This window comes from Oryzihumus sp. (genome assembly GCF_036391795.1).
Classification (GTDB): Bacteria; Actinomycetota; Actinomycetes; order Actinomycetales; family Dermatophilaceae; genus Oryzihumus.
Window position 1 is genome coordinate 18046 of record NZ_DASVZH010000323.1, and the last position, 20760, is coordinate 38805.

The window sequence follows — 20760 nt, forward strand, 5'->3', positions numbered from 1 at the left end:
TTCAGTGGGTCATGTTGATGAGGGTGTCGAGCGTGGAGTCGATCGTGGTGACGAACTTCGCGGCCGCCTCGTAGGCGTGCTGGTACTGCACGAGGTTGGTCATCTCCTCGTCGAGGCTGACGCCCGACGCGGCGGTCCGTGCGTCGTCGAGCTGGCTGGCGACGCTGGTCTGCAGGTCGGTCTGCCGGTTGATGCTCTGGGCCTGGACGCCGAGCTGGACCATCAGGCTGCGGTAGGTCGCGTCGGCCCCGCCGGCATCGTTGGCCCGCTGCCCCATGGCGATCGCGTTGTCCCCGTCGTAGGCCGGCGGCGCAGCCGCCGAGACCGCAACTCCCTTGGGGTCGGTCAGCACCACGGTCATGTCGCCGGCACCGGTGCCGGCGAAGAGCGGCTGGCCGTTGGGGGCCGTCGCGGTGGGGTCGCTCTCGTCATACCCCTGGGCCTGCTGGCCGTTGACCGCGGCGACGACCGTGGTCGCGATCCCGTCCAGCGCGGTGAGGTAGCTCGGGATCGTCGTGTTGACGGCGTCGAGCAGTCCCTGGACGCTGCCCCCGCCGATGGCCGCAGAGCCGTCGGCCGCCCACTGAAGCTTCAGCTCGTTGCTCGCGCCCTGCGTGTGCGTCGTCGGCCCGGTGACCTGCAGCTCGCGGGTGCGGTCCCCCGTCACGAGGGGGCTGCCACCGAGGTTGACGTTGACCACCCCGTCAGGTCCGGCGGAGGCCGTCGCGCCGATCGCCTGGCCGAGCTGCATCACGATGGCGTCGCGCTGGTCGGAGAGCTCGTTGGCCGGGTTGCCGGCGGTGACCGCGGAGCGGATGGCGGAGTTCAGGCGCGCCACGTCAGCAGCCATGGAGTTGACGTCGTCGACAGTGGCGACCAGCTGCTCGCGGGAGTCGTGCCACTGCTGGCCCATCCGGCTGCTGAGCTGGTTGAAGGTCCCCGCCAGAGCGGAGGCCTGCTGCAGCATCTGGGACCGCGGTGCGTCGCTCGTGGGGTCGTTGGCGATGTCGTGCCACGAGCCCCAGAAGGAGGCGAGCTGCGCCTGCAACCCGCTGTCGCTCGGCTCCCCGAAGGTCGACTCGATGTCGGCGTAGGTCTGCTTCGCCGCGGACAGGTGCGACAGGCCGCCCTGGGCGGAGAGTGCCCGCGCCTCGGCGAACTCGTCGCGGATCCGGGTGATACCGGTGACGACGACACCGTCCGCAGGTGTGGTGCTGCGGGACCACATGGCCGGCACCACCGACCCGCCCGCCGCGACCTGTTCGACCCGCTGTCGCGAGTAGCCGGCCGTGTTGGCGTTGCTGATGTTCTGCCCGGTGACGTCCAGCGCCCGCTGGGCAGCCGACAGGGCGCGCGCACCCAGACCGAGGCTGGAGAAGCCAGACATCCACACCCACCTTTGTCGCCGACGGACCTGCATTGTGCCTATCGGCCCCGGGGTGGGTCACCTGAGGCGGTCAGGCCATCCGGTCGACGTATGCCGTCCGGCCGGCTCGCGTGCCCGCCATGCGGTTGGCCAGGGCCAGCTGGCGGCCGGCGCCGCCGAGCTGCGCGGCGACACGGTCACCGAGCTGTCCCGCGCGCAGCAGCAGCCGGCCGGCCCGCTCGCTGACCTCGAGCGGCATCGGCCCGAGGTCGGTCGGCGGGGTGAACGCGACGAGGTCGGCTGCCGGGTCCTCGTCGAGCTGACGCTCCTGCTCTGCCAGGCAGGCCTCGAACTCGTCCAGCACCTGCTCCCAGCGCAGCCAGGTCTCGTGGGGGGCCGGGTCGGCCTCGCTCATGCGTGTGCTGCCCTGGCGGTGGCCGAGGCGTTGGCGGCCTCGTGCCACGCGTCGCGCAGCGGTTCCACGACCTCGCGGCACTCGGCCACGATCATCGAGTCCTTGGACACGTTCGCCGCGATGAGCCGCTCCAGCAGCCAGGCGTAGAGCTGCGCCAGGCTCTCGCCCTCAGGCCAGATCGCGAGGTCGAGGCTGCCCGCGAGCTCGCGGATGATGTCCTGGGCGTGCACCAGCTCGCGGTGGGCGACCTCGATGTCGGGCACGCCGAGTGCGGTCTCGGCCGCGCCGAGGTCCCGCAGCAGCCGGTCGTAGAGCATGGTCACGAGCCGCTGCGGGGAGGCGGTGGTGACCGCGTCGCGCGCGTAGCGGTTGCGCATCAGGGCCGCGGTGGTCATCGAGGACTCCCCTACTTGCTCGAGGTCGACGTCGTCATGAGGGAACCGAGCTGGCCGGAGAGCCACTGGCTCTGCGACTGCAGCTGACCCAGCGAGGTCTCCAGGGCGGCGTACTGCTGCTGCAGGGACTGCTGCTTCAGCGTCATCCTGTCCTCGAACGCGGCGATCTGGTCGGTGTAGTCCTTGGCGATGCCCTGCTCGCTGGTGATCTGGGCGGTGATGTAGCCGTCGAGGGGGTCCGAGGCCTGCTTGGCCTGGTCGGAGATCGACTGCGCCATCGTGGTCATCGTCGACTGGACGCCTGACGGGTTCGCGGCGTAGGCGTTGAGGAAGGCGGTCCGGTCGAACGCCAGCGTGCCGTCCTTCTGCACGCTCACGCCGAACATCGCCGGGGTGCTCGTCGAGGTCCCGATGACGGCGCCCGCGATCTTCTGGGCGAGCTGGCTGGTCATCGAGTTGCCCAGGAACGGCTGCGCCGTCTTGGAACTCGGGTCGTAGGCGCTGTTGCGGTTGATGAACGACAGCACCGCGTTCGCGGAGTCGACCAGCGCCTGCATCTTGTCCGCCATGCCGCTGCTGTTGCTGGCGACGTTCACCGTCACCGAGGTGTTCGGGTCGGCCTTGAGCGCGGTGATCGTGACGCCCGGCAGCAGCGAGCTCACGGCGTTGGTGGAGGACGTCACGTCGTAGGCGCCGGCACCGGTGCCGACGTGCAGCACGGTGTCCTGTCCTGCGGTGAGCTGGGTCATGGCCCCCAGGCCGGAGGCAGTGGAGAACGCCCCGGAACTGAGGGTGACGTCGCTGGCAGCGCCCGTGGTGGTGGAGGTCAGCTGCAGCTTGTATGCCGTGCTGCTCACACCTACCGCTGTGGCCTGCACGCCTGCCCCGGCGGCGTTGATGCCCGCCACGACGTCGGCGAGGGAACCAGTGCCCGTGGCGACCGACGTCGCCGTGGCGAGTCCGGCTCGCAGGCCCCCGGTGAAGGTGGAGGTGATGACGTCGCCATTGGCTGCCTTGACGGAGAAGGCCTGGCCGGCCGCTATGTCCGTGATGGCGACAGCAGCACCCTTGTCCACGCTGACGAGAGCGTCCTGACCCGCCGTGGTTGCGGGGGCAGTCATGCCAAGGGCTGCAACAGCCGACCCGCCGGTGACCGAGAACGTCGAGGCCGATCCCTCGTGCGCGCTGGTCAACGTCAGCGCGCCGTTGCCGTTGATGACGGCGCGCATGTCGCCGCCGGTGGCGGACTGGACCGCCGTGGCGAGCTGGCCGGGGGTGTAGCTGCCGGCAGCCAGAGTCACCGTCCTGGCCACTCCGTCGATGGCATAGGACAACTGGTCGTTGGAGCCGGAAGTGATGGTGATCGTCGACGAGAGCGCCGAGCCGGTCAGCGTCGGACCACTCGAGGCCTGAGTCACGGCGATGGAGTGCGACGAGGCGTTCCAGCCGCTGCCGTCGAAGGCAGTCAGGCCGAGCGCGGACGCGCCCTTGCTCACGACGATGGAGCTGTTCGCGGTGGCAACCAGGGTGGATGTCGAGCCGACGCTTCCGCTGGAGACGGCCGAGCCCGCGGCGGCGACCTGGTTGACCGTGAAGGTGGCCGAGCCGGGGGTCGCGGTGGAGCTGGTGACGGCCGTGGCGAGGGCCGTGTTCGAGGACGTGGCAGTGGTGGTCGCCCAGGCGGACGGGGTGAGCACGGAGTCCGGCGCGAACGCCGTGGCCGCCGTCTGCATCGAGGCGACGAGGCCGTTGAGGTTCTGCAGGACCGACGCCAGGTTGGACGCCGCGCTCCGGCCCTGGGTCAGGGCCTGCTCGGGCAGACGCTCGACCTGCATGAGCTGGGCGATGATCTGCGTCGTGTTCAGGCCGGAGACGAGGCCGTCGATGGTCGATCCCACTGTCCCCGGTCCCTTCGCTTCAGGTGGTGGTGGATGGCCCTCCGGGGCGACCGCCGTTGCCGGCCGCCCCGGAGGACACGTTCAGCTCAGTCGGCTCAGCCCAGGAGCTTGAGGACCGACTGCGGGGCCTGGTTGGCCTGCGCCAGCATCGAGACACCGGCCTGCTGCAGGATCTGCGCCCGGGTGAAGGACGTCATCTCCTTGGCCATGTCGGTGTCCTGGATGCGGGACTGGGACGCGGCCGCGTTCTCCGAGGCGACACCGAGGTTGTTGATGGTGTGCTGGAGGCGGTTCTCGTAGGCACCGAGCTTGGCCCGCTCCGTGGAGACCGTGTTGATCGCGGTGTCGATGGTGTCGATCGCCGAGTTGGCGGCGCTCTGGCTGCTCGACACGTCGAGGCCGACAGCCGTCTCGTCGTAGGCGTTCGAGCTGCCGGGCGCCGCAGCGGCGTCGGCGACGGCCACGTTCAGCGTGCCACCGCGCATGTCACCGAGGGAGACGGTGAGGTTCTGGTCCTTGTTGGCACCGATCTGGAAGGTCAGGTCGGTGGTGCCGGTGGAGGCGGTCGAGTTGCTGCCGCCGGAACCCTGGGTGAGGTTCTTGGTGTTGAACTGGGTCGTGTTGCCGATCCGGTTCAGCTCCTTGGCGAGCTGGTCGACCTCCTTCTGGATGGCCTGACGGTCCGTGGAGGTGTTGGTGTCGTTCGAGGACTGCACGGCCAGCTGACGCATGCGCTGCAGGATCGACTGGCTCTCGTTCAGCGCACCCTCGGCGGTCTGGATGAGGCTGATGCCGTCCTGGGCGTTGGACTGGGCCTGGTTGAGGCCGTTGACCTGGCCCTGCAGCTTCTGCGAGATCGCGAGGCCGGCGGCGTCGTCGGCGGCGCTGTTGATGCGCAGACCGGAGGAGAGGCGCTGGAGGCTGGTGCTCATCGCGTTCTGCGTGTTGGAGAGGTTCCGGTACGCGTTCATCGCCGCGATGTTGGTGTTGATCTGAAGACCCATGGGGGTTCCTCCTTGGATGGGGTCCCGAGGACTCCATCCGTGGTGTCCCCGTAGCGTCACCCTCCGGTGTCGCCGGGGCCCTCATCGGCGGCCCCGCGAGGCACTTGAGGGATTCCCCCGACGCCGAAGGCAAAGATTTGGTCAGGCGCTCCGCTCGACCGAAACCCCGTGCACCACAGGCATGCTCAGCCGCGCACCGTATGACGAGCGCCCGGCGATCTGCGCGTAGTACGCCTCCCGACGCCGCGCCACGACACCGCCGGCACGCACCGGCGAGACCAGGTCGGGGTCGAGCTGGGAGTTCATGCCGTCGCGCAGCATGTTCAGCGCCTCGGCGCGGATCTGCGAGATCCGGGACTCGGTGACCCCGAGCTCCTCGGCGATCTCCTTGAACGGGCGGTCCTGGAAGAAGCAGCCCTCGACGACCACCCGCAGCCGCTCCGGCAGGGCGTGCACGGCGTCGCGCAGGTAGGCCTGGCGCTCCCGCTCGACGATCGCCGCCTCCGGCGTCTGGGAGACCGCCGGCAGCACCGCGTCCGAGCCCCCCTCGGCGGTCAGCTGGTCCAGGCGCAGGACGACGGACTGGTGCAGGTCGGCCTGCATCCGCTCCAGCTCGGCGAGCTCGATGCCCATCTCTGCGGCGGTCTCGACCGCCGAGGGCATCCGGCCCAGGCGCGCAGCCAGCTCGTCCTGGGCGAGGTCACGGGCGCGGACCCGGGCCCGCAGCGACCGGGTGGCCCAGTCGGCCGAGCGCAGCTCGTCGAGCAGGGCGCCCTTGATCCGGCGCGCGGCGAACCGGGCGAACGGCACTCCGTAGGATTCGTCGAACGACCGCGCCGCTGTCACCAGCGCGGCCATGCCGGCCGAGACGAGGTCGTCGAGGTGGACGTGACCGGGCAACCGGGCAGCCACCGCGCGGACTTCCATGTGCACCAGCGCCATGTGGGTGCGGCAGAGCTCGTCCTCACCGGCTGACGCCGGTTGCAGAGCCGCGACGGGGGGAGTAGTCACGTGCCGGAACGTAAGCGTTACTGACGCGTCAATTAGTCCGAATACATTCAACCTGAGGTAAAGAAATACAAACCACCCGATCGGACCATGCAGTATGACTCGCCCTGACTAGTTACGCCGTGACCTGCACGTTTCTGCAAAATTCTCAGCGCCGGACCACTTCGGCCGATGGGGGAACCGTGAACGACCACCGCCCCGGGCCCACGCCGCCCGGCCTCGATGCCGAGACCGAGACGGCCCTGGCCAACGTCTCCTCGGCCCTGTGGCGGGTGCGCGAGCTGCTGGACCTGCTGACCTTCAAGCTCGAGGAGGAGCAGGCGCTGCTCGCGGTCGGACGAGCCCGCTGGCTGGGCCGGGCGACCTACGAGGTCGAGCTGGTGCTGGAGGAGATCCGTCACGCCGAGCTGCGCCGGGTCGTGGAGCTCGGCCCGGTCACCGAGGCCCTGGGACTGGAGCCGACGGCCTCGCTGCGCGAGGTCGCCGCGGTGGCCCCCTCCCCCTGGGACGACGTCCTGACCGACCACCGCAACGCCCTGGTCTCGGCGACCGCCGAGATCACGGCCCTGGCCGGCGCGAACCGCGACCTGCTCGAGGGCAGCTACCGCGCGGTCCAGGAGGCCATGGGCCGCTACGCCGAGAGCCCCGAGGGCCCGACCTACACCGCGGCCGGCGCCCCGGCGGCCCAGCCGGCTCACCGCCTGTTCGACCAGTCCTCCTGAGGAGCGGCGCGAAGACCACCCACCGCGCCGGCAGTCGCGACCGGCCCGAGCAGCGAGCGCTCGAGCACCACCCACCCGCACGTCGAAGTGAGAGACCCATGAGCCAGATGACGATGACGTCGACGCAGACCTCGCAGCTGACCTTCCAGTCGGGCATCGTCGGCTTCCCCGAGGCTCAGCGGTTCGCGCTGGTCGAGGGGGGTGGCGAGGGCGTGTTCGAGCTGATGAGCGTGGACGAGCAGGGCCCGAGCTTCGTCGTGGTCGCCCCGCAGCCGTTCTTCCCCGACTACGCCCCGGTCATCGACGACGTCACCGCCGAGCGCCTCGAGCTCACCGACGCCGAGGACGCCCTGGTGCTGCTCGTCGTCACCCTGCGCGACGACCCCGAGGACGCCTCGGCCAACCTGCTCGCCCCGCTGGTGGTCAACCACCGCACCCACCAGGCGGCGCAGGTTGTCCTGACCGGCCAGCAGTTCCCCCTGCGCGCCCCCCTGCTGAGCGCCTGAGACGCTCCGGCCGCGCCGGCCCACAGGCGGCGGCCATAGGCTAGGCGTCTGGTTCCGCTTCTGCAGAAAGGACTTTCGCGTGCTGGTGCTCAGCCGTCGCCCGCAGCAGAGCTTCGTCATCGGTCACGACATCGTCATCACGGTGCTCGAGGTCAACGGTGACAACGTGCGGATCGGGATCAAGGCCCCCCGCGACGTGGACATCCACCGCGAGGAGGTCTACCTCGAGCTCCAGCAGGCCAACCAGTCGGCCGCGTCCCCCTCGGCCGGAGCGCTGGCCGCCTTCACCCGACGGGCGTCGAAGGCGTCCGGGGGCGAGGAGGAGCCGACGGCTCCTCCAGCCGACTGACCCTCCAGCCCGCCGCGACTGCGACCGCGGCGAAGCACGCCACGGCCACCGACCGCAGCCACCACGTGCCCGCATCGCTGCCCGACCCCAGCCCGTGCAGGAAGGCGACCGGCCACACGGCGTAGCCGAGCCAGTGCAGCCCGCGCCACACGGCATACCGGAGGTGCCTGCGCAGCAGGCTCGTCACGATGACCACGACCAGCAGGTCGAGCGCCAGCGTGCCCAGCCCCCACCACAGCGGCCGGCGCGACAGGAACGGCACCACCACGTCGACGGCGCGCAGCTGCGCCTGGGGGTCCAGCCACAGCGAGCCGACGTGCACTGCCAGCAGCACGGCCGCGCCAAGCGAGGCGCGACGGTGGATCTCGGTGAGCGCGAAGCGCGGCAGCTCTCGCGAGCGGTAGCCGCCGCCGGTCAGGACGCCCAGGACGACGGTGGTGGTCAGCAGCAGCAGCGACACCAGGCCCGTGCCGCGCCCGAGCAGCCACAGCGCGGTGCTCATGCCGGCACCGGTGTGCCGTGCCCCACCTCGGCCTCGACCGGCCAGCCCCCGAGGTGGTGGACTGCGCCGTCCTCGGCCACGAGCCGGGCCTGGAGGTGTTGTGCCGCAAGGGTTCCGGGTGCCTGCCGGCCGAGCACCAGGGCCGCCGTCGACCAGGTGTTGGCGGTGACGCAGTCGCCCGCGACGACCGACACCGACCGCCAGACCGGCTCGACCGGCAGGCAGGTGGCGGGGTCGAGCACGTGGTGCAGCTCGCGTCCGTCGCGCTGCCACTGCCGAGACCGGGTGCTCGACGTGGCCAGGGCGGCACCCGCCGGCAGGGCCACGAGCGCGGCCGGGTCGGCCGGCTGGTCCTGGACGAGCACCTGCCATCCGGACCGGGGTGCCGGCCCGGCGGTGGCGATGTCCCCGCCGAGGCTGGCCAGGACGCCGAGGCCGAGGGTGTCGGCGACAACCCGCGCGCACCGGTCGGCGGCCCACGCCTTGGCGGTCGCGCCGAGGTCGAGCTGGACGTCGGGTGGCACCTGCACGGTGAGCTCATCGAGGTCGAGCTCGACCCGCTGCCACCCCGGGGCGGCCCGGCGCAGCACCCGGACGGAGAACCCGTCCGTGCCGGCACCGCGCCGCACCTCGCCGAAGTCCCGGTCGTAGCCGAGCCCGGCCAGGGCGCTGCCAAGGGTCGGGTCGACGGCGCCGCCGGTCTCGCCGGCGGCACTGAGCGCCGCCTCCAGCAGGGCCGCCAGGGTGGGGCTGATGCGGGTGGGACGCCCGCCGCGATGGGCGAGGCGCCGGACCTCGGAGTCGGCCCGGAACCGGCTGGCAGCCAGCTCGACGGCCGCCAGCTCGTGGTCGACCAGCCGCCGCGCCGAGGGCAGGGCGTGCAGGTTCGCGACGGCGACCCGGACGGTGGTGGACCACAGGGCCCACTCGTAGGCGGGGCCGCGCAGGGTCAGGTCCATCACGAGCCCCCGCTCTGCGCCTGCGGAGCGCCGCCGCCGACGCCGAGCTGCCACTGCGAGGAGCTCGAGCTGTCGCTCGAGGTCGACCCGGTCGCCCTCGAGCCCGCGGAGCTGGTGCTCGCCGTCGTGCCCGCCTGGGACTCGTGGGCCAGGACCACGGCGGACCCGGTCGCGGCGACACTGGCCCCGACGAGGGCCGCGGTCGCCTGGCGGATGCGGAGCGCGCCGCGCTCCCGTGCGCTGTTCATCGGGACCTCCGGGGGTGGGGTTGTCAGTGGTCCCACCCTCGGCGGCCCGGCTGTGCCGCGACTGTGCCTGACCTGTCGCCTCTGTCAGACCTCGACCGACCTGGGTCGCGCCGCTCAGAGGTCGGGCCCCTGGGCGCGCAGCCGCTCGACCTCGGACATCGCCTCCCGCAGCCCGCTGAGCCACTCGTCGGTGTGCTGGCCGACCAGCCGGACGCACCAGGCCAGCGCCTCGGAGCGGGACCGGGCGACCCCGGCGTCGACCAGGGTGTCGAGGACCTGCCGCTCGCTCTGGCGCAGCCGGGTCATCGCCGGCACGGACAGGTGGGTGAACAGCTGGCCCTTCTCGCCGATCCGTGCCCCCCAGGAGACGGTGCGCCCGTAGCGCGCCTGCGCCTGGTCGGCGATCTTCATCCGCGTCTCGCGGGTCTCCTCGCGCCAGCGGCTGATCCGGCCCTCGGCGGCGGCCGGGTCGTCGCTGTCCGGCGCGGGCAGGTCACCGATGACGGTGATCTCCTCGCGGTCGACGGTGACCTGCGGTGCCCCGGTGAACCAGTCGTCGGGCAGCCGGCCGGCGAACCACGCCGCCGCGTCGGACGCGTCGGGCAGGTCGGCCTGCTGCCACCCGCCGGGCCGGCCGTAGCCGCCGCGGCCGCGGGGGGAGCTCTTGTGTGGTGCCATGACGGCCTCCTCAGTGATGTGCTTACGTGATTACACGCTTACATTGACGCACAACGCAAGACCCTCAGCACCGATTCCCCACTAGCATCCGGCTGTGCCGACCCCGGAGCCGACGACGTACCCCCTGCGCTGGCCGGTCGCGCTGGTGCGGGCGTTCCTCGCCCCCGGCCTCGGCGGCGCCGTGGTCGCCGTCCTGGTCGACCCGTGGCCGATCGGCCTGCTGCTCGGCCTCGCGCTGGCCGCGTCGTTCGGCGCCCTCACCCTGTCCCGCGTCCGACGCCGGTCCCTGACGGTCAGCGCCGACGGCCTGAGGCTCCGGCTCGAGGACCACACCCTGGAGGCGGGCTGGGAGGAGGTCACCGGCATACGCCGCCGGCGCCTTGGCGGGCTGGTGCCCGTCGAGGAGCTGACGCTGAGCGACAGCCGCACCGTCCCCGTCAGCCTCTACGACAGGACCTGGCGCGACGGCCCCATCGGCGAGCACCTGCGCGGCCGCAGGATCGACTGAGAGCACCAGCCGTATGCCGCACCCGGCCACCGCGCGTAGCGTGCGAGTGTCCACACAAGGACACCGCGAAAGGGGCACCGTCATGAGCGTCAACCGTGGGATCCTCGCCCTCCTCGAGGCCAAGCCCGGCAGGGGCGACGAGCTCGGGGCGTTCCTGGAGAAGGGCCGCGAGCTGGCCGCGGCCGAGCAGGGCACAGTCACCTGGTACGCCTTCAAGGTCAGCGACACGACCTACGGCATCTTCGACACGTTCGACGACGAGGAGGGCCGTCAGGCCCACCTGAACGGCCAGATCCCCCAGGCGCTCAGCCAGGTCGGACCCGACCTGCTCGCCACGGACCCCGACATCCGGCCGGTCGACGTCATTGCCGTGAAGTGAGCGCCTGACCCGGCGAGGAGGTCAGCCGCCGAGCCGCCACTGCCGCGGCACCGCGGTGCGCTCGGCGGCCGACCGCTCGATGCAGAACTCGTTGCCCTCGGGATCGGCCAGCACGACCCACCCCGTCCCGTCGGCGTTGCGCCGGTCGTCGATGATCCTCGCGCCGAGCCCCACCACCCGTTCGACCTCCTCGTCGCGGGTCCGGTCGGTCGGCTCGAGGTCGGGGTGCACCCGGTTCTTGGCGGTCCGGCCCTCCGGCACCGGGATGAACAGCATCGTCGGCCGCTGTGCCGGGGCGGGCGGGAACGCCGGCGCGACCAGCACCTCCGGGTCGTCGTCGTAGTAGACGTTCCAGCCGAGCACCTGCGCCCAGAACCACGCGAGGGCGGGGGCGTCGGCACAGTCCACGGTGAGGTTCTGCAGGCGGCTGGTCATGGGCCCATCATGGCCGGGACAGGGCGGCCGGGCAGCCGCAAACGCCGAGCGGAGACCGCAGCAGTCGGCCACCGACCGGCATCGGGCAGGATCGGCACCCATGAGCACTCCCCACGTCCTGTTCATCGGCGGCACCGGCGTCATCAGCTCGGCCTGCGTACACCGCGCCGTCGCCACGGGCTGGCAGGTCAGCGTGCTCAACCGCGGGCGCAGCACCACCCGCCCGCTGCCCGAGGGCGTCGAGGCGCTGCACGCCGACGCGCACGACCCGGTCGCGGTCCGGCAGGCGCTGGAGGGACGCCGGTTCGACGCGGTCGCCGACTTCATGACGTTCACCCCGGACCAGGCGGCCGCTGCCGTCGACACCTTCACCGGCCGCACCGGGCAGTACGTCTTCGTCAGCTCCGCCTCGGCCTACGCCAAGCCGCCGGCCACCCTGCCGGTCACCGAGTCGACCCCGCTGCGCAACCCGTTCCTGCAGTACTCCCGCGACAAGATCGCCTGCGAGGAGCTGCTCGTCGCCGCCCACCGCGAGCACGGTTTCCCGGTCACCATCGTGCGCCCCTCCCACACGTACGACGCAACGTCCGTGCCGCTGCTGGGCGGCTGGACCGAGGTGGACCGGATGCGCCGGGGGCTGCCGGTCGTCGTCCACGGCGACGGGACCTCGCTGTGGACCCTGACCCACCACCACGACTTCGCCCGCGGCTTCGTCGGCCTGCTCGGCCTGCCGGCCACGCTGGGCGACGCCATCCAGATCACCTCCGACGAGGTGCTGACCTGGGACGCGATCTACCGGCAGATGGCCCGCGCCGCCGGCGCGCCCGAGCCGGAGCTGGTGCACGTGCCCTCCGAGGCGATCCACTCGGTGGCCCCCGACATCGGCGACGCGCTGCTCGGGGACCGGATGCACCACGGAGTGTTCGACAACAGCAAGGTCAAGGCGCTCGTGCCGGGCTTTGCCGCCACGGTGCCGTTCTGGCGCGGTGCCCGCGAGGTCGTCGCCTGGCACGACGTCGACCCGGCCCGGCAGCGGGTCGACGAGCGCTACACCGCGGTCACCGAGCAGCTCCTGGCCCGCTACACCCTGCGCGACTGAGCGCGGCATCAGCAGGGCGGACACTTCTTCGCCAACCGGCCCCGCGAGGCTCCCCTCGGCCAGCATCATGGTCGCGATGCTCCAGGACCGGTTCGCCACCGTGCTCGTCCAGGCGCAGGCAGGGGACCCCGCTGCCTTCGCCATGCTGTGGCGTGACGGCCAGCCGATGCTCCTGCGCTACCTGGCGGTGACGGCGCCGGGACAGGCCGAGGACATCGCCTCCCAGACCTGGCTGCGGGTCATCGAGCGGCTCGACGGCTTCCGCGGCGACGAGCCGGCCTTCCGCCGGTGGCTGGTGACCATCGCCCGCAACCTGCACATCGACCACGTCCGCCGCGCCGCCCGTCGTCCCGAGCACCTCGTGCCGGACCACCTGCCCCAGGACATCCCCCTCGCGGCGGCCGCTCCGGACGCGGCCGACCTCGCCCTGACCGGGCTGTCGACCGCCGCGGCGCTGCGCCTCATCGCCTCCCTGCCACCCGAGCAGGCCGAGCTCGTCGCCCTCCGCGTCGTCGTCGGGCTCGACGTCGCGGACGTCGCGCGGGTCACCGGCCGGACCTCCGGCGCGGTCCGGGTCGCGGTGCACCGGGGGCTGCGCCGGCTGCGTGACACGCTGACCGCAGACGTTGCTGTAACGGCGCAGGTCGTGCCGTCGTCTCCTGCCTGAGATGAGCGAGCATCCCGTCCCCGCCCCGAAGCAGCCAGGCGCACCCTCCCGGCTGCGGGGTGGACTGCCCGCGGGAGCGCCGGCGCCGGCCATCGAGGACCCGGCCGTGACGGCGCTCCTGCGGGCCGTCACCGCACCGGCGACGGACGGGGAGCTCACGGGCCAGGTCGACGCCGTCGCAGCCTTCCTGGCCCACGTCTCCAGGCGCCCGCCCACCCTCCGCCGCCACTCGCGAGTGGCGGTGCCGGCCATCGCTGCGATGGTCGGCGTGTTCGCCCTCGGGGAGACGGCGGCTGCGGCGATGACAGGGTCGCTCCCGACACCCCTGCAGGACTTCGCCCATCACCTGACCGGCGTCCCCGCGCCGTCCCGGGTCATCCGGGAGGTGCCGACGGGGCCTGCCGGGCAGCACCACCCGGGGGCCTCGCTCGGGCCCGGACCCGTGTCCATCCCGGCCGCGCGGCCCACCGACCTCCCGGCGTCAACCCTCCCCGAGCCGTCAGCGCGGTCCACCGCCCGCGACGGGGCGACCGGCGACCGCGGGTCCGTGCAGTCCACCACCGCGGACCCGCGGGCCACCGGCAGCAGCCAGCGCCGCTCCGATGCCCAGGGCAACCCCACCGCCCAGGGCTCCGGCAGCGACACCCGCTCCGGCCACAGCGCCCGGCCCTCCACCCAGGGCGACGAACTGGGTCACGCTCGAGGCACGTCCGGGGCCGCCCCCACCTCGCCTTCCGGCACCACCGCGGCCCCGCAGCCGGCCTACCGGCAGGACCACCCGTCACCACCCAGACACCCGCAGGGCCCGACCACGACCAACACCACCCCCGGACACGGCCGGGGGCGGTGATCCAGACCCCGACCGGCGCCCCCTCTGCCGGTCGGTCCCGCGCGGCGGCGCCGCCTCACCCGCCCGGTTCCACACGGCGGCGCCGCCGTGACGCGGCAGAGCCCGGGCCCACCCAGTAGGGCCCGGGCTCGGTCGCGTTGGCTCAGGGCAGCTGCGGGCGGCCGTCGTCGCCGATCGGCCAGTCCGGGTTCCAGGCGACCTCCCACACGTGCCCGTCGGGGTCGCTGAAGTAGCCGATGTAGCCACCCCAGTCGGTGCGGTGCCCGGACTTGACCAGCGCGCCTCCGGCAGCCACCGCCGCCTCCAGGGTCGTGTCGACCTGTGCCTCGTCGTCGCAGTTGACCGCTGTGGTGACCCCCCGGAACATCCCCTGGGGCGCTGTTTGCAGCCCGGTGTCCGCGGCCAGGGCGGACGCGGCATACAGCGCGAGCAGGCCGCCGGAGGTGCGGAAGAAGCTGACCTCCCCCGCCACGGAGGCCGGGGACAGGGACCAGCCGAGGCCGAGGTAGAAGTCGGTGGAGCGCGCGACGTCCTCGACGCCGAGGGTGATCAGCGAGACGCGCGCGGGGGCGGACGGGGTCGCGGTCATGGCCGGAATGCTGGCACCGACCACCGACAGGCAGTCCCGGAAGGTGACGAACCTGACACGCACCCGCACCCCGAACACAGGACAAGTGGCCGATGACAGCCGGCCCCGGGCCGAGCAGGCTGGCGCCAGCCCGGTCGGCGAGGGGCCGGCCGGAGGAAGGGGAGCCGGCATGTCCGCGCACGACGACGCAGCGCTGCTGATCCAGATCGCCCAGTGGAGCACGCAGCTGGGACTCCAGGACGCGACAAGGACGCTGTGGTCGGAGAGCTTCGACCCCGAGGCAGCGACGACCGACGACGACGCGGTGGCCACCGTCCTGGCGTTCGGTGAGACGGTCGGCACGCTCACCTCGCGCGGTCTCATCGACACCGACCTCATCCTCGACTGGCTCTGGGTGGCGGGCCTGTGGCGGCAGGTGGCACCGGCCGCGCTCAAGGCCCGTGCGCGGTTCGGCGTGCCGGAGCTGTACGAGAACTTCGAGGCCCTGGCCGGCCAGCAGACATAAACACCCGGTATGCCGTGTTGTCAGGGGCATGCCTCTCCACGGTGAGTACCAGCCCAGCCCCGCGAAGTGGGTCCGCGACCAGGTCGAGGAGTACGAGTCCTCCGGTGGCACCCGTGGCACCACCCTGCGCGGCCGCCCGGTCGTCATCCTGACCACGCTGGGGGCCCGGTCCGGCACGCTGCGCAAGACCCCGCTGATGCGGGTCGAGCACGACGGCGTCTACGCCGTGGTCGCCTCGCTGGGCGGCGCCCCCAAGCACCCGGTCTGGTACTTCAACATCCAGGCCAACCCGTTGGTGGAGCTGCAGGACGGCCCCGAGGTCCAGGAGATGAAGGCGCGCGAGGTGACCGGCGAGGAGAAGGCCCAGTGGTGGGAGCGCGCCGTCGCCACCTGGCCGGACTACGCGTCCTACCAGGCCAAGACCGACCGCGAGATCCCGGTGTTCGTGCTGGAGCCGGTCAGCGGCTGACCGGCCCGGTCACCCCGCCCGCGCGTACGCCGGGCACCCGTCACACCGGCCCCCTACGGTGTCCCCCCGTGACCACCTACGTCCTCGTCCCGGGGGCCTGGCTCGGCGGCTGGGTCTGGGGCCCGTGGCCGCGCTGCTGCGCGAGCGCGGCCGTGCCGTCCACCCGCTGACCCTGTCCGGGCTGTCCGACCGGTCCGTGGGAGCCGCCGGGGTCGGCCTCGATGAGCACGTCGAGGACGTGGTCACCCTGCTGGAGGACCGCGACCTGCATGAGGTGGTGCTCCTCGGGCACAGCTACGCCGGGCTCGTCGCCGGCATGGTCGCCGACCGTGCGGCGGACCGGGTGGCCCACACCGTGTTCCTCGACGCCAACGTGCCGGTCGACGGCGCGTCGATGGTCGACGGCTGGTCCGCGGCCGGGCAGGACCTCGTGCGCGCCAGCATCGCCGGGCACGAGGGCCTGTGGCCGGCCCCCGAGCCCGAGGACCTCGCGGGCCACGACCTGACCGACGACCAGGTGGCCGACCTGCTGGCCCGCAGCACCGGACACCCCGGCCGCACCCTGCTGGAGCCGGCCAGCCTCACCCGGCCGATGGCGCAGCTCAGCGCCACCTTCGCGGCCTGCACCCTGCCCGACGGGCCGGAGCAACGCCCCCACGTGGAGGCGCTGCGCGGCGCCTGGGACTTCGTCGAGCTCGAGACCGGCCACTGGCCGATGGTGGCCGGCTGGCCGGTGCGGTCGAAGAGGCCCGGCGGTTGGGGGCCTGGCCGAGCCGGAGGTCCAACGGCGCCGGCGGCAGCGTGCGGCGACCCCACGGCATACCGGGTTCATCCGGCCCGGGAGACGGCGAACGGCCCGAACCCACCGCAGGGGGTGGAGGGTTCGGGCCGTTCGACGCGCTCGGATCAGGGGCGACCGTAGGTCACGGCACTGGTCCAGATGGCGCGCTTGGAGACGACCGCGCCGGAGTGCGGCTCGTCCCACATCATGCCGCCGCCGGCGTAGATGCCGACGTGGTAGGCCGGGGACCCGAAGAAGACCAGGTCACCGGGCTGCGGGGTGCTGACCCGCGTCACGGCGAGGCGCTGCTCCTCGGCCGTGCGCGGCAGCGAGATACCGATCTTGTGGAAGACGTACTGCGTGAAGCCGGAGCAGTCGAAGCCCGACGGAGTCGTGCCGCCCCAGACGTACGGCACGCCGGCGTACTGGGCCGCGACGGCCAGGACGCTGGTGGCCGGCGAGGCGACGGACACGGACACGGCCGGGCGGGTGGTGGCCCGGCTGACCTGGGGCGTGGCCGCCCGCTGGACGGGAGCCGGAGCCGGAGCCGCGACGGGCTTCGGCGCGGGCGCGGGCTTGGGCGCGACGCTGTGGAAGCCGACCTCGCCGAAGGTGGGGGCGACGACCGCGGGGCTGGCAGCCGGGGCCGCGACGGCCACGGTGTCAGGCGCCGCGGGCGGTGCCACGAGCGGAGCCGGGGCCGCCGACGAAGCGGCCGAGGCCGGTCCGGCGAGGGTGGCGACGATGCCACCGGAGACAGCGAGGACCGCCGTCGTCCGGCCCGTGGTGGTGCCGAGGGGGTTGGTGGGACGGTTTTGGGCGCGGTGACGCCCAGCCTGATGCTTGGACACGTGAAGCACACCTCCGGTCGCCTGCGAGGTGAGCTGTCGGGTTCGGGTGGGAGAGATGCACCCGGTCCACGCGACGGCGGTATGCCGTGTGGCGCGGACTTCACCCCAAGGAGCACCGGAGTGCCCCAGAAGTGGGTCCCCCGCTCCTGCCATGCGGGTTACAGGGGTTCCCCGACACCGGTGGCAGGACTCGGCGGTCCCGGTGCGGGGGCTCCTTGCAGGGGATCAAAGAGCGTGGCAAACCGTACCTAAAGCCCCACCGAGATGTCACGCCGAGGTCACGAATGCTCACACCAATGACCAAGGTCCCTACCGCAGACGGTCAGCGGGGTACTCGCGCAATGTGCACGTCGGCCCCTCGGTGCAGCTCGATCCCGCCGTCGTCGTGCATCCGCCAGAGCTCGTCGAGGGCGCGTCGCTCGAGCTCGACCTGGTCCCCGGGCGCGAGCGAGCGGAAGAAGCCGACGAAGCCGTGCGACATCTGCCACTCCCACAGCTCGCGGGGCGAGGAGACCGGCAGCCGCACCTCGAGGCTGCCCGTCCACGGGTCCTCCAGCCCGGCCCCGGCGACCAGGCGCTCGACATCGATCGGGCGCGCCACCTGGACCGCGCCGGGGGCGGGACGGAACGCCGCCCCGACCTCGTAGAACCGGTCCCACCGGCCGCCGTCGTCCACCGGGCCGGGGACCGTGAGGACGACCTGCCCTCCGGGCCGGGTCACCCGGACCATCTCGGCGAGGACCTGCGCCGGGTCGTCGACGCAGTGCAGCAGCAGTGCGGCCACCGCCACGTCGACGCTGTCGTCGGGCAGGGCCAGGGCATGGGCGTCCATGAGCCGCACGACCATGTCGGGGTCGGCCGCGCGCAGGTGGTCCACCATCTGGCTCGAGGCGTCGATCGCGGTCACGTGCCAGCCGCGGGAGGAGGCCGCGAGCGCGACCGCACCCCGGCCGGCACCCACGTCGAGCAGCTCGGCCCCGGCGGCGTCGTCGATGAGCTCGAGCACCTGCTCACCGAAGCGTGAGCACAGCGGGAGCACCTGGTCGTAGTCCTCGGCGAGCTCGTCGAACATGGGCACCGAGTCCAGACGCGTCATGCCGCCGACGCTGCCACCTTCGCCGGGCTCCGTGCAATCCGAAGCCACCAGGGTCCCGGCATGGCCAAGGCGCGTCGCACCGCCGGCATCGTCGCCTTCTACGGCCGGGCGGCCGCTGCTCGACGGCGCGACGGGCGACCACCCGCCGGCGTGAACGCCTGCATGTCGGCGACCAGCTCGCGGACCCCGGTTTTACCCGAGCCCCGGATCGGGCACGGTGGGGGCACGACGACACGGGAGGTACGCGCATGAAGGCCAAGGCAACGCTGCTCGTCGGTGCGGCGATCGGATACGTCCTCGGCGCACGGGCCGGGCGCCAGCGCTACGAGAAGATCAAGGCTCGTGGTCAGGACCTGTGGCAGCACCCCAAGGTGCAGGAGCAGGTCGGCCACGCCCAGGACCTGGCCCGGGAGAAAGCCCCCGACGTCCAGCAGAAGCTGGCGGACGCGACCTCCAAGGTCACGGCCGTGGTCGGCGACAAGCTCGGCGAGAAGCTGCACGCTGACGACGCCCCGGAGCCCTCTGCGCCCGGCACGACTCCGGGCGCGCACCGCTCAGCCTGACCAGCCCCGGAACCCCGGGAAGCCCCGGCCGCCCTCGTGGTGGCCGGGGCTCTTGCCGTCCCGGACCACCACAGGTCTTCGCGACCTGTTGACCCGATTGCCAGCAAACGCAGGCGAAATGCCCTCAAGCAGTGCAAAACTGGCCCCGCCGACGACAGGTCGCTGGTCACATCGAGGAGGTTCGCATGGCGTTCCGCGCTGAGCGAGGGCCCCGCGCCCTCGTGCGCAACGTCCCTGCCCCACCATCCCGGAGACATCCTCGGGGTCGGCTCCGCCCACGCTTCTGGGGAGCCGGCCCGACCTTCGCGCTGGTCATCCTGCAGGCGGCGGTGTTCGCCGTCTCCGGGTGCCTGCTTGCCCCCTTCGACGTCAGCCACCCGAACGACCCGGGGACCGCGTGGGCGCTCGCCCTGCCGGCGTCCCCGGCCCTGCCCCTGGCGGACCTCGCCCTGCCCGACCGCCCCTCGCGCGGCGAGCAGGTGCGGGCCAGGGTGGTCGTGCCCGTCAGCACCGCGACACGCTCCAGCGACGCCAGGACCGCGCCAGCCGTGACCTTCGGCTCGGCAGCGCCCGGCCACACGGACGTCATCGAGCCGGTCAGCTACGTGATTCTCCCCGCGGCCCTCCCTGCGGCAGTCTCACCTCGCCGACCGACCCCGGTCGCCGGCTCCCCCGCGCCGCCCGTCGCGCCGACGACCCGGAAGGCGCGCGTCAGGCCGCCCCACCCCCACCACGCCGTCCCCCGGGCAAGGACCCGCAGGCACCGGGCCGCCCTGCCGGCCCGCACGCCCATCGCACGACCCGGTCACACCCCCCGGCACACCCCGGGAGACGTGCCGGCCTGACGCACCGGTGCGGTCCGGGCAGGCACATCCAGGAAGCCGCCGCTACCCCCTTGGGGTGGCGCAGGTGGCGACTTACCATTCGCAAAGAGGACGGCGTGTCCTTGACCCCTGGCAGGGCGGTTGGGTGGACCGGACCACCACGGGGCACACAGACTGGTGGGCGTCGATGATGGGGACCGGGGCAGACGGGGTGCACGAGCGGCTGCGGCTGCGGCTGCCGGCCAACGAGGCCGCGCCGCGTCTGGCCCGCCGGCGCGTGACCGAGTTCTGCGGCGAGCTCGGCGAGGACATCGCGATGGCCGCCGAGCTCCTCACCAGCGAGCTGGTGACCAACGCGGTCATCCACCCCAGGCCGTCGGCCACGGCACACAGCGACGTGGCCGCGATCGTCCTGAACCTGCACCGCACCCCAGACCGGCTCCGCGTCGAGGTCATCGACCACGACCCCGCGCCGCTCCAACCCGCCGCCGGGCCGGCGGAGGACCTCAGCCATGGCTGGGGACTCCAGCTGCTGGACCGCCTCGCCACCTCGTGGGGCGCCCAGTCCCTGTCCGTCGAGGTGGGCAAGAAGGTCTGGTTCGAGATCCACGCCCCCGAACGCGGGTGACCTCGGCGACCGCAACCAGAGTCCCCCTCTCCCGCACACAGCACCTCAGACCGCCGGCGAGGGCATTCCGGTGGCCCCCGTGTGGGCCGGCTCACAGCGAGGGAGGATGCTGGAGCCCATGCCTTCCTTCCCCGCACGCCAGCCGTTCAAGAGCCCGTTCAACCTCGCGCGGGAGGCGGCGATCCGGCCGGTGGAGCGCTTCGAGGTCGGCGAACGGGTCACTCACGACCGGCACGGGCTCGGGCGGGTCACCGCGTGTGACGGCGACGCCGCGGTCTACGTCGACTTCGGTCACGGCGCCCGGCGCGTGACGCTGCCGACGACCAAGCTGCACCACCTCTGACCCGGGCCGGAATCCTCGTCCACCGTCTGGTGGGGGAGGTTCCGGCCGGTGGGACGGCGTACTGTTGGAGCACAGGAGCCCCGTCTCCCCGACAGCTGTCAGGGTCGGTTTCCGTGCTCGTGA

At 72.6% G+C, this 20760-nt stretch carries 28 protein-coding genes and 1 riboswitch; of the genes, 14 read left to right on the top strand and 14 right to left on the bottom strand.

Annotation, left to right across the window (positions count from 1 at the left end; genetic code table 11):
* Position 1: 1 nt before the first annotated feature.
* From flgK to VF825_RS19590, 6 genes are all read right to left on the bottom strand, one after another.
* Positions 2-1387 carry a flagellar hook-associated protein FlgK gene (flgK, locus tag VF825_RS19565; protein ID WP_331116562.1) on the bottom strand — a complete coding sequence of 462 codons (1386 nt, stop codon included), beginning with the start codon at positions 1385-1387 and terminating at the stop codon, positions 2-4.
* Between the two features lie 70 nt (positions 1388-1457).
* Complete coding sequence (locus VF825_RS19570; RefSeq protein ID WP_331116564.1) at positions 1458-1781, bottom strand: hypothetical protein; 324 nt, start codon at positions 1779-1781, stop codon at positions 1458-1460.
* Entirely contained in the window at positions 1778-2176 is a 399-nt protein-coding gene (gene fliS, locus VF825_RS19575) for a flagellar export chaperone FliS (protein ID WP_331116567.1), read from the bottom strand. The genes VF825_RS19570 and fliS overlap by 4 nt, the downstream gene beginning before the upstream one ends.
* An 11-nt stretch (positions 2177-2187) precedes the next feature.
* The gene (gene fliD, locus VF825_RS19580) at positions 2188-4074 is read right to left on the bottom strand and encodes a flagellar filament capping protein FliD (protein ID WP_331116569.1); all 1887 of its coding nucleotides are present in this window, start codon (positions 4072-4074) and stop codon (positions 2188-2190) included.
* A gap of 95 nt (positions 4075-4169) precedes the next feature.
* A complete protein-coding gene (locus VF825_RS19585; RefSeq protein WP_331116571.1) occupies positions 4170-5078 on the bottom strand; it encodes a flagellin in 909 nt (302 codons plus the stop codon).
* Positions 5079-5219: 141 nt separating this feature from the next.
* A complete protein-coding gene (locus VF825_RS19590) occupies positions 5220-6089 on the bottom strand; it encodes a sigma-70 family RNA polymerase sigma factor (protein WP_331116573.1) in 870 nt (289 codons plus the stop codon).
* A gap of 179 nt (positions 6090-6268) precedes the next feature.
* Here VF825_RS19590 and VF825_RS19595 point away from each other — a divergent pair, with 179 nt between their 5' ends.
* The 3 genes from VF825_RS19595 to csrA all read left to right on the top strand — a co-directional run bounded on the left by VF825_RS19595 (position 6269) and on the right by csrA (position 7663).
* The gene (locus VF825_RS19595) at positions 6269-6808 is read left to right on the top strand and encodes a flagellar protein FlgN (protein WP_331116576.1); all 540 of its coding nucleotides are present in this window, start codon (positions 6269-6271) and stop codon (positions 6806-6808) included.
* 98 nt (positions 6809-6906) lie between these two features.
* Positions 6907-7314, top strand: coding sequence for a flagellar assembly protein FliW (fliW, locus tag VF825_RS19600; RefSeq protein WP_331116578.1), 408 nt, complete (start codon positions 6907-6909; stop codon positions 7312-7314).
* Positions 7315-7393: 79 nt separating this feature from the next.
* Positions 7394-7663 (top strand): carbon storage regulator CsrA, encoded by a 270-nt coding sequence (csrA, locus tag VF825_RS19605; protein WP_331116580.1) that lies wholly within the window; start codon positions 7394-7396, stop codon positions 7661-7663.
* Here the strand turns inward: csrA and VF825_RS19610 are convergent.
* From VF825_RS19610 to VF825_RS19625, 4 genes are all read right to left on the bottom strand, one after another.
* On the bottom strand, positions 7599-8165 hold the full coding sequence (locus VF825_RS19610) for a ferric reductase-like transmembrane domain-containing protein (protein WP_331116582.1): 567 nt from the start codon (positions 8163-8165) through the stop codon (positions 7599-7601). The genes csrA and VF825_RS19610 overlap by 65 nt on opposite strands.
* Positions 8162-9124 (bottom strand): FAD:protein FMN transferase, encoded by a 963-nt coding sequence (locus VF825_RS19615; RefSeq protein WP_331116633.1) that lies wholly within the window; start codon positions 9122-9124, stop codon positions 8162-8164. The genes VF825_RS19610 and VF825_RS19615 overlap by 4 nt, the downstream gene beginning before the upstream one ends.
* Positions 9124-9372, bottom strand: a complete 249-nt coding sequence (locus VF825_RS19620) for a hypothetical protein (RefSeq protein WP_331116584.1) — start codon at positions 9370-9372, stop codon at positions 9124-9126. The genes VF825_RS19615 and VF825_RS19620 overlap by 1 nt, the downstream gene beginning before the upstream one ends.
* A 114-nt stretch (positions 9373-9486) precedes the next feature.
* Complete coding sequence (locus VF825_RS19625; RefSeq protein WP_331116586.1) at positions 9487-10050, bottom strand: hypothetical protein; 564 nt, start codon at positions 10048-10050, stop codon at positions 9487-9489.
* A 94-nt stretch (positions 10051-10144) separates the two neighbouring features.
* On the opposite strand from VF825_RS19625, the gene VF825_RS19630 reads away from it, so the two are divergent.
* Positions 10145-10558 carry a hypothetical protein gene (locus VF825_RS19630; RefSeq protein WP_331116587.1) on the top strand — a complete coding sequence of 138 codons (414 nt, stop codon included), beginning with the start codon at positions 10145-10147 and terminating at the stop codon, positions 10556-10558.
* An 82-nt stretch (positions 10559-10640) separates the two neighbouring features.
* Positions 10641-10937: an antibiotic biosynthesis monooxygenase gene (locus VF825_RS19635; RefSeq protein WP_331116588.1), complete on the top strand. Its 297-nt coding sequence runs from the start codon at positions 10641-10643 to the stop codon at positions 10935-10937.
* A gap of 21 nt (positions 10938-10958) precedes the next feature.
* Here VF825_RS19635 and VF825_RS19640 read toward each other — a convergent pair whose 3' ends face one another.
* Positions 10959-11372: a VOC family protein gene (locus tag VF825_RS19640; RefSeq protein ID WP_331116590.1), complete on the bottom strand. Its 414-nt coding sequence runs from the start codon at positions 11370-11372 to the stop codon at positions 10959-10961.
* Positions 11373-11472: 100 nt separating this feature from the next.
* Here VF825_RS19640 and VF825_RS19645 point away from each other — a divergent pair, with 100 nt between their 5' ends.
* The 3 genes from VF825_RS19645 to VF825_RS19655 all read left to right on the top strand — a co-directional run bounded on the left by VF825_RS19645 (position 11473) and on the right by VF825_RS19655 (position 13988).
* Positions 11473-12471 carry an NAD-dependent epimerase/dehydratase family protein gene (locus VF825_RS19645; RefSeq protein ID WP_331116592.1) on the top strand — a complete coding sequence of 333 codons (999 nt, stop codon included), beginning with the start codon at positions 11473-11475 and terminating at the stop codon, positions 12469-12471.
* A gap of 76 nt (positions 12472-12547) precedes the next feature.
* Positions 12548-13138 (top strand): RNA polymerase sigma factor, encoded by a 591-nt coding sequence (locus VF825_RS19650; protein WP_331116594.1) that lies wholly within the window; start codon positions 12548-12550, stop codon positions 13136-13138.
* Position 13139: 1 nt separating this feature from the next.
* Positions 13140-13988, top strand: coding sequence for a hypothetical protein (locus VF825_RS19655; RefSeq protein WP_331116596.1), 849 nt, complete (start codon positions 13140-13142; stop codon positions 13986-13988).
* Positions 13989-14130: 142 nt separating this feature from the next.
* On the opposite strand, the gene VF825_RS19660 is transcribed toward VF825_RS19655, so the two are convergent.
* The gene (locus VF825_RS19660; RefSeq protein ID WP_331116598.1) at positions 14131-14577 is read right to left on the bottom strand and encodes a VOC family protein; all 447 of its coding nucleotides are present in this window, start codon (positions 14575-14577) and stop codon (positions 14131-14133) included.
* A gap of 169 nt (positions 14578-14746) precedes the next feature.
* Here VF825_RS19660 and VF825_RS19665 point away from each other — a divergent pair, with 169 nt between their 5' ends.
* The 3 genes from VF825_RS19665 to VF825_RS19675 all read left to right on the top strand — a co-directional run bounded on the left by VF825_RS19665 (position 14747) and on the right by VF825_RS19675 (position 16473).
* Entirely contained in the window at positions 14747-15082 is a 336-nt protein-coding gene (locus VF825_RS19665) for a DUF4760 domain-containing protein (protein WP_331116600.1), read from the top strand.
* 28 nt (positions 15083-15110) lie between these two features.
* The gene (locus VF825_RS19670; RefSeq protein ID WP_331116602.1) at positions 15111-15551 is read left to right on the top strand and encodes a nitroreductase family deazaflavin-dependent oxidoreductase; all 441 of its coding nucleotides are present in this window, start codon (positions 15111-15113) and stop codon (positions 15549-15551) included.
* A gap of 124 nt (positions 15552-15675) precedes the next feature.
* On the top strand, positions 15676-16473 hold the full coding sequence (locus tag VF825_RS19675) for an alpha/beta hydrolase (protein WP_331116604.1): 798 nt from the start codon (positions 15676-15678) through the stop codon (positions 16471-16473).
* Here the strand turns inward: VF825_RS19675 and VF825_RS19680 are convergent.
* Complete coding sequence (locus VF825_RS19680) at positions 16458-17183, bottom strand: C40 family peptidase (RefSeq protein WP_331116606.1); 726 nt, start codon at positions 17181-17183, stop codon at positions 16458-16460. The two genes, VF825_RS19675 and VF825_RS19680, sit on opposite strands and share 16 nt — an antisense overlap.
* 3 nt (positions 17184-17186) lie before the next feature.
* Positions 17187-17359: riboswitch (cyclic di-AMP (ydaO/yuaA leader) on the bottom strand.
* A gap of 146 nt (positions 17360-17505) precedes the next feature.
* Positions 17506-18279 (bottom strand): class I SAM-dependent methyltransferase, encoded by a 774-nt coding sequence (locus VF825_RS19685; RefSeq protein ID WP_331116608.1) that lies wholly within the window; start codon positions 18277-18279, stop codon positions 17506-17508.
* 248 nt (positions 18280-18527) lie between these two features.
* Between VF825_RS19685 and VF825_RS19690 the strand changes: the two genes are divergently transcribed.
* From VF825_RS19690 to VF825_RS19700, 3 genes are all read left to right on the top strand, one after another.
* Complete coding sequence (locus VF825_RS19690; protein ID WP_331116610.1) at positions 18528-18842, top strand: YtxH domain-containing protein; 315 nt, start codon at positions 18528-18530, stop codon at positions 18840-18842.
* Between the two features lie 1011 nt (positions 18843-19853).
* A complete protein-coding gene (locus VF825_RS19695; RefSeq protein WP_331116612.1) occupies positions 19854-20294 on the top strand; it encodes an ATP-binding protein in 441 nt (146 codons plus the stop codon).
* A gap of 118 nt (positions 20295-20412) precedes the next feature.
* A complete protein-coding gene (locus VF825_RS19700) occupies positions 20413-20637 on the top strand; it encodes a hypothetical protein (protein WP_331116614.1) in 225 nt (74 codons plus the stop codon).
* The last annotated feature ends 123 nt before the right edge of the window (positions 20638-20760 follow it).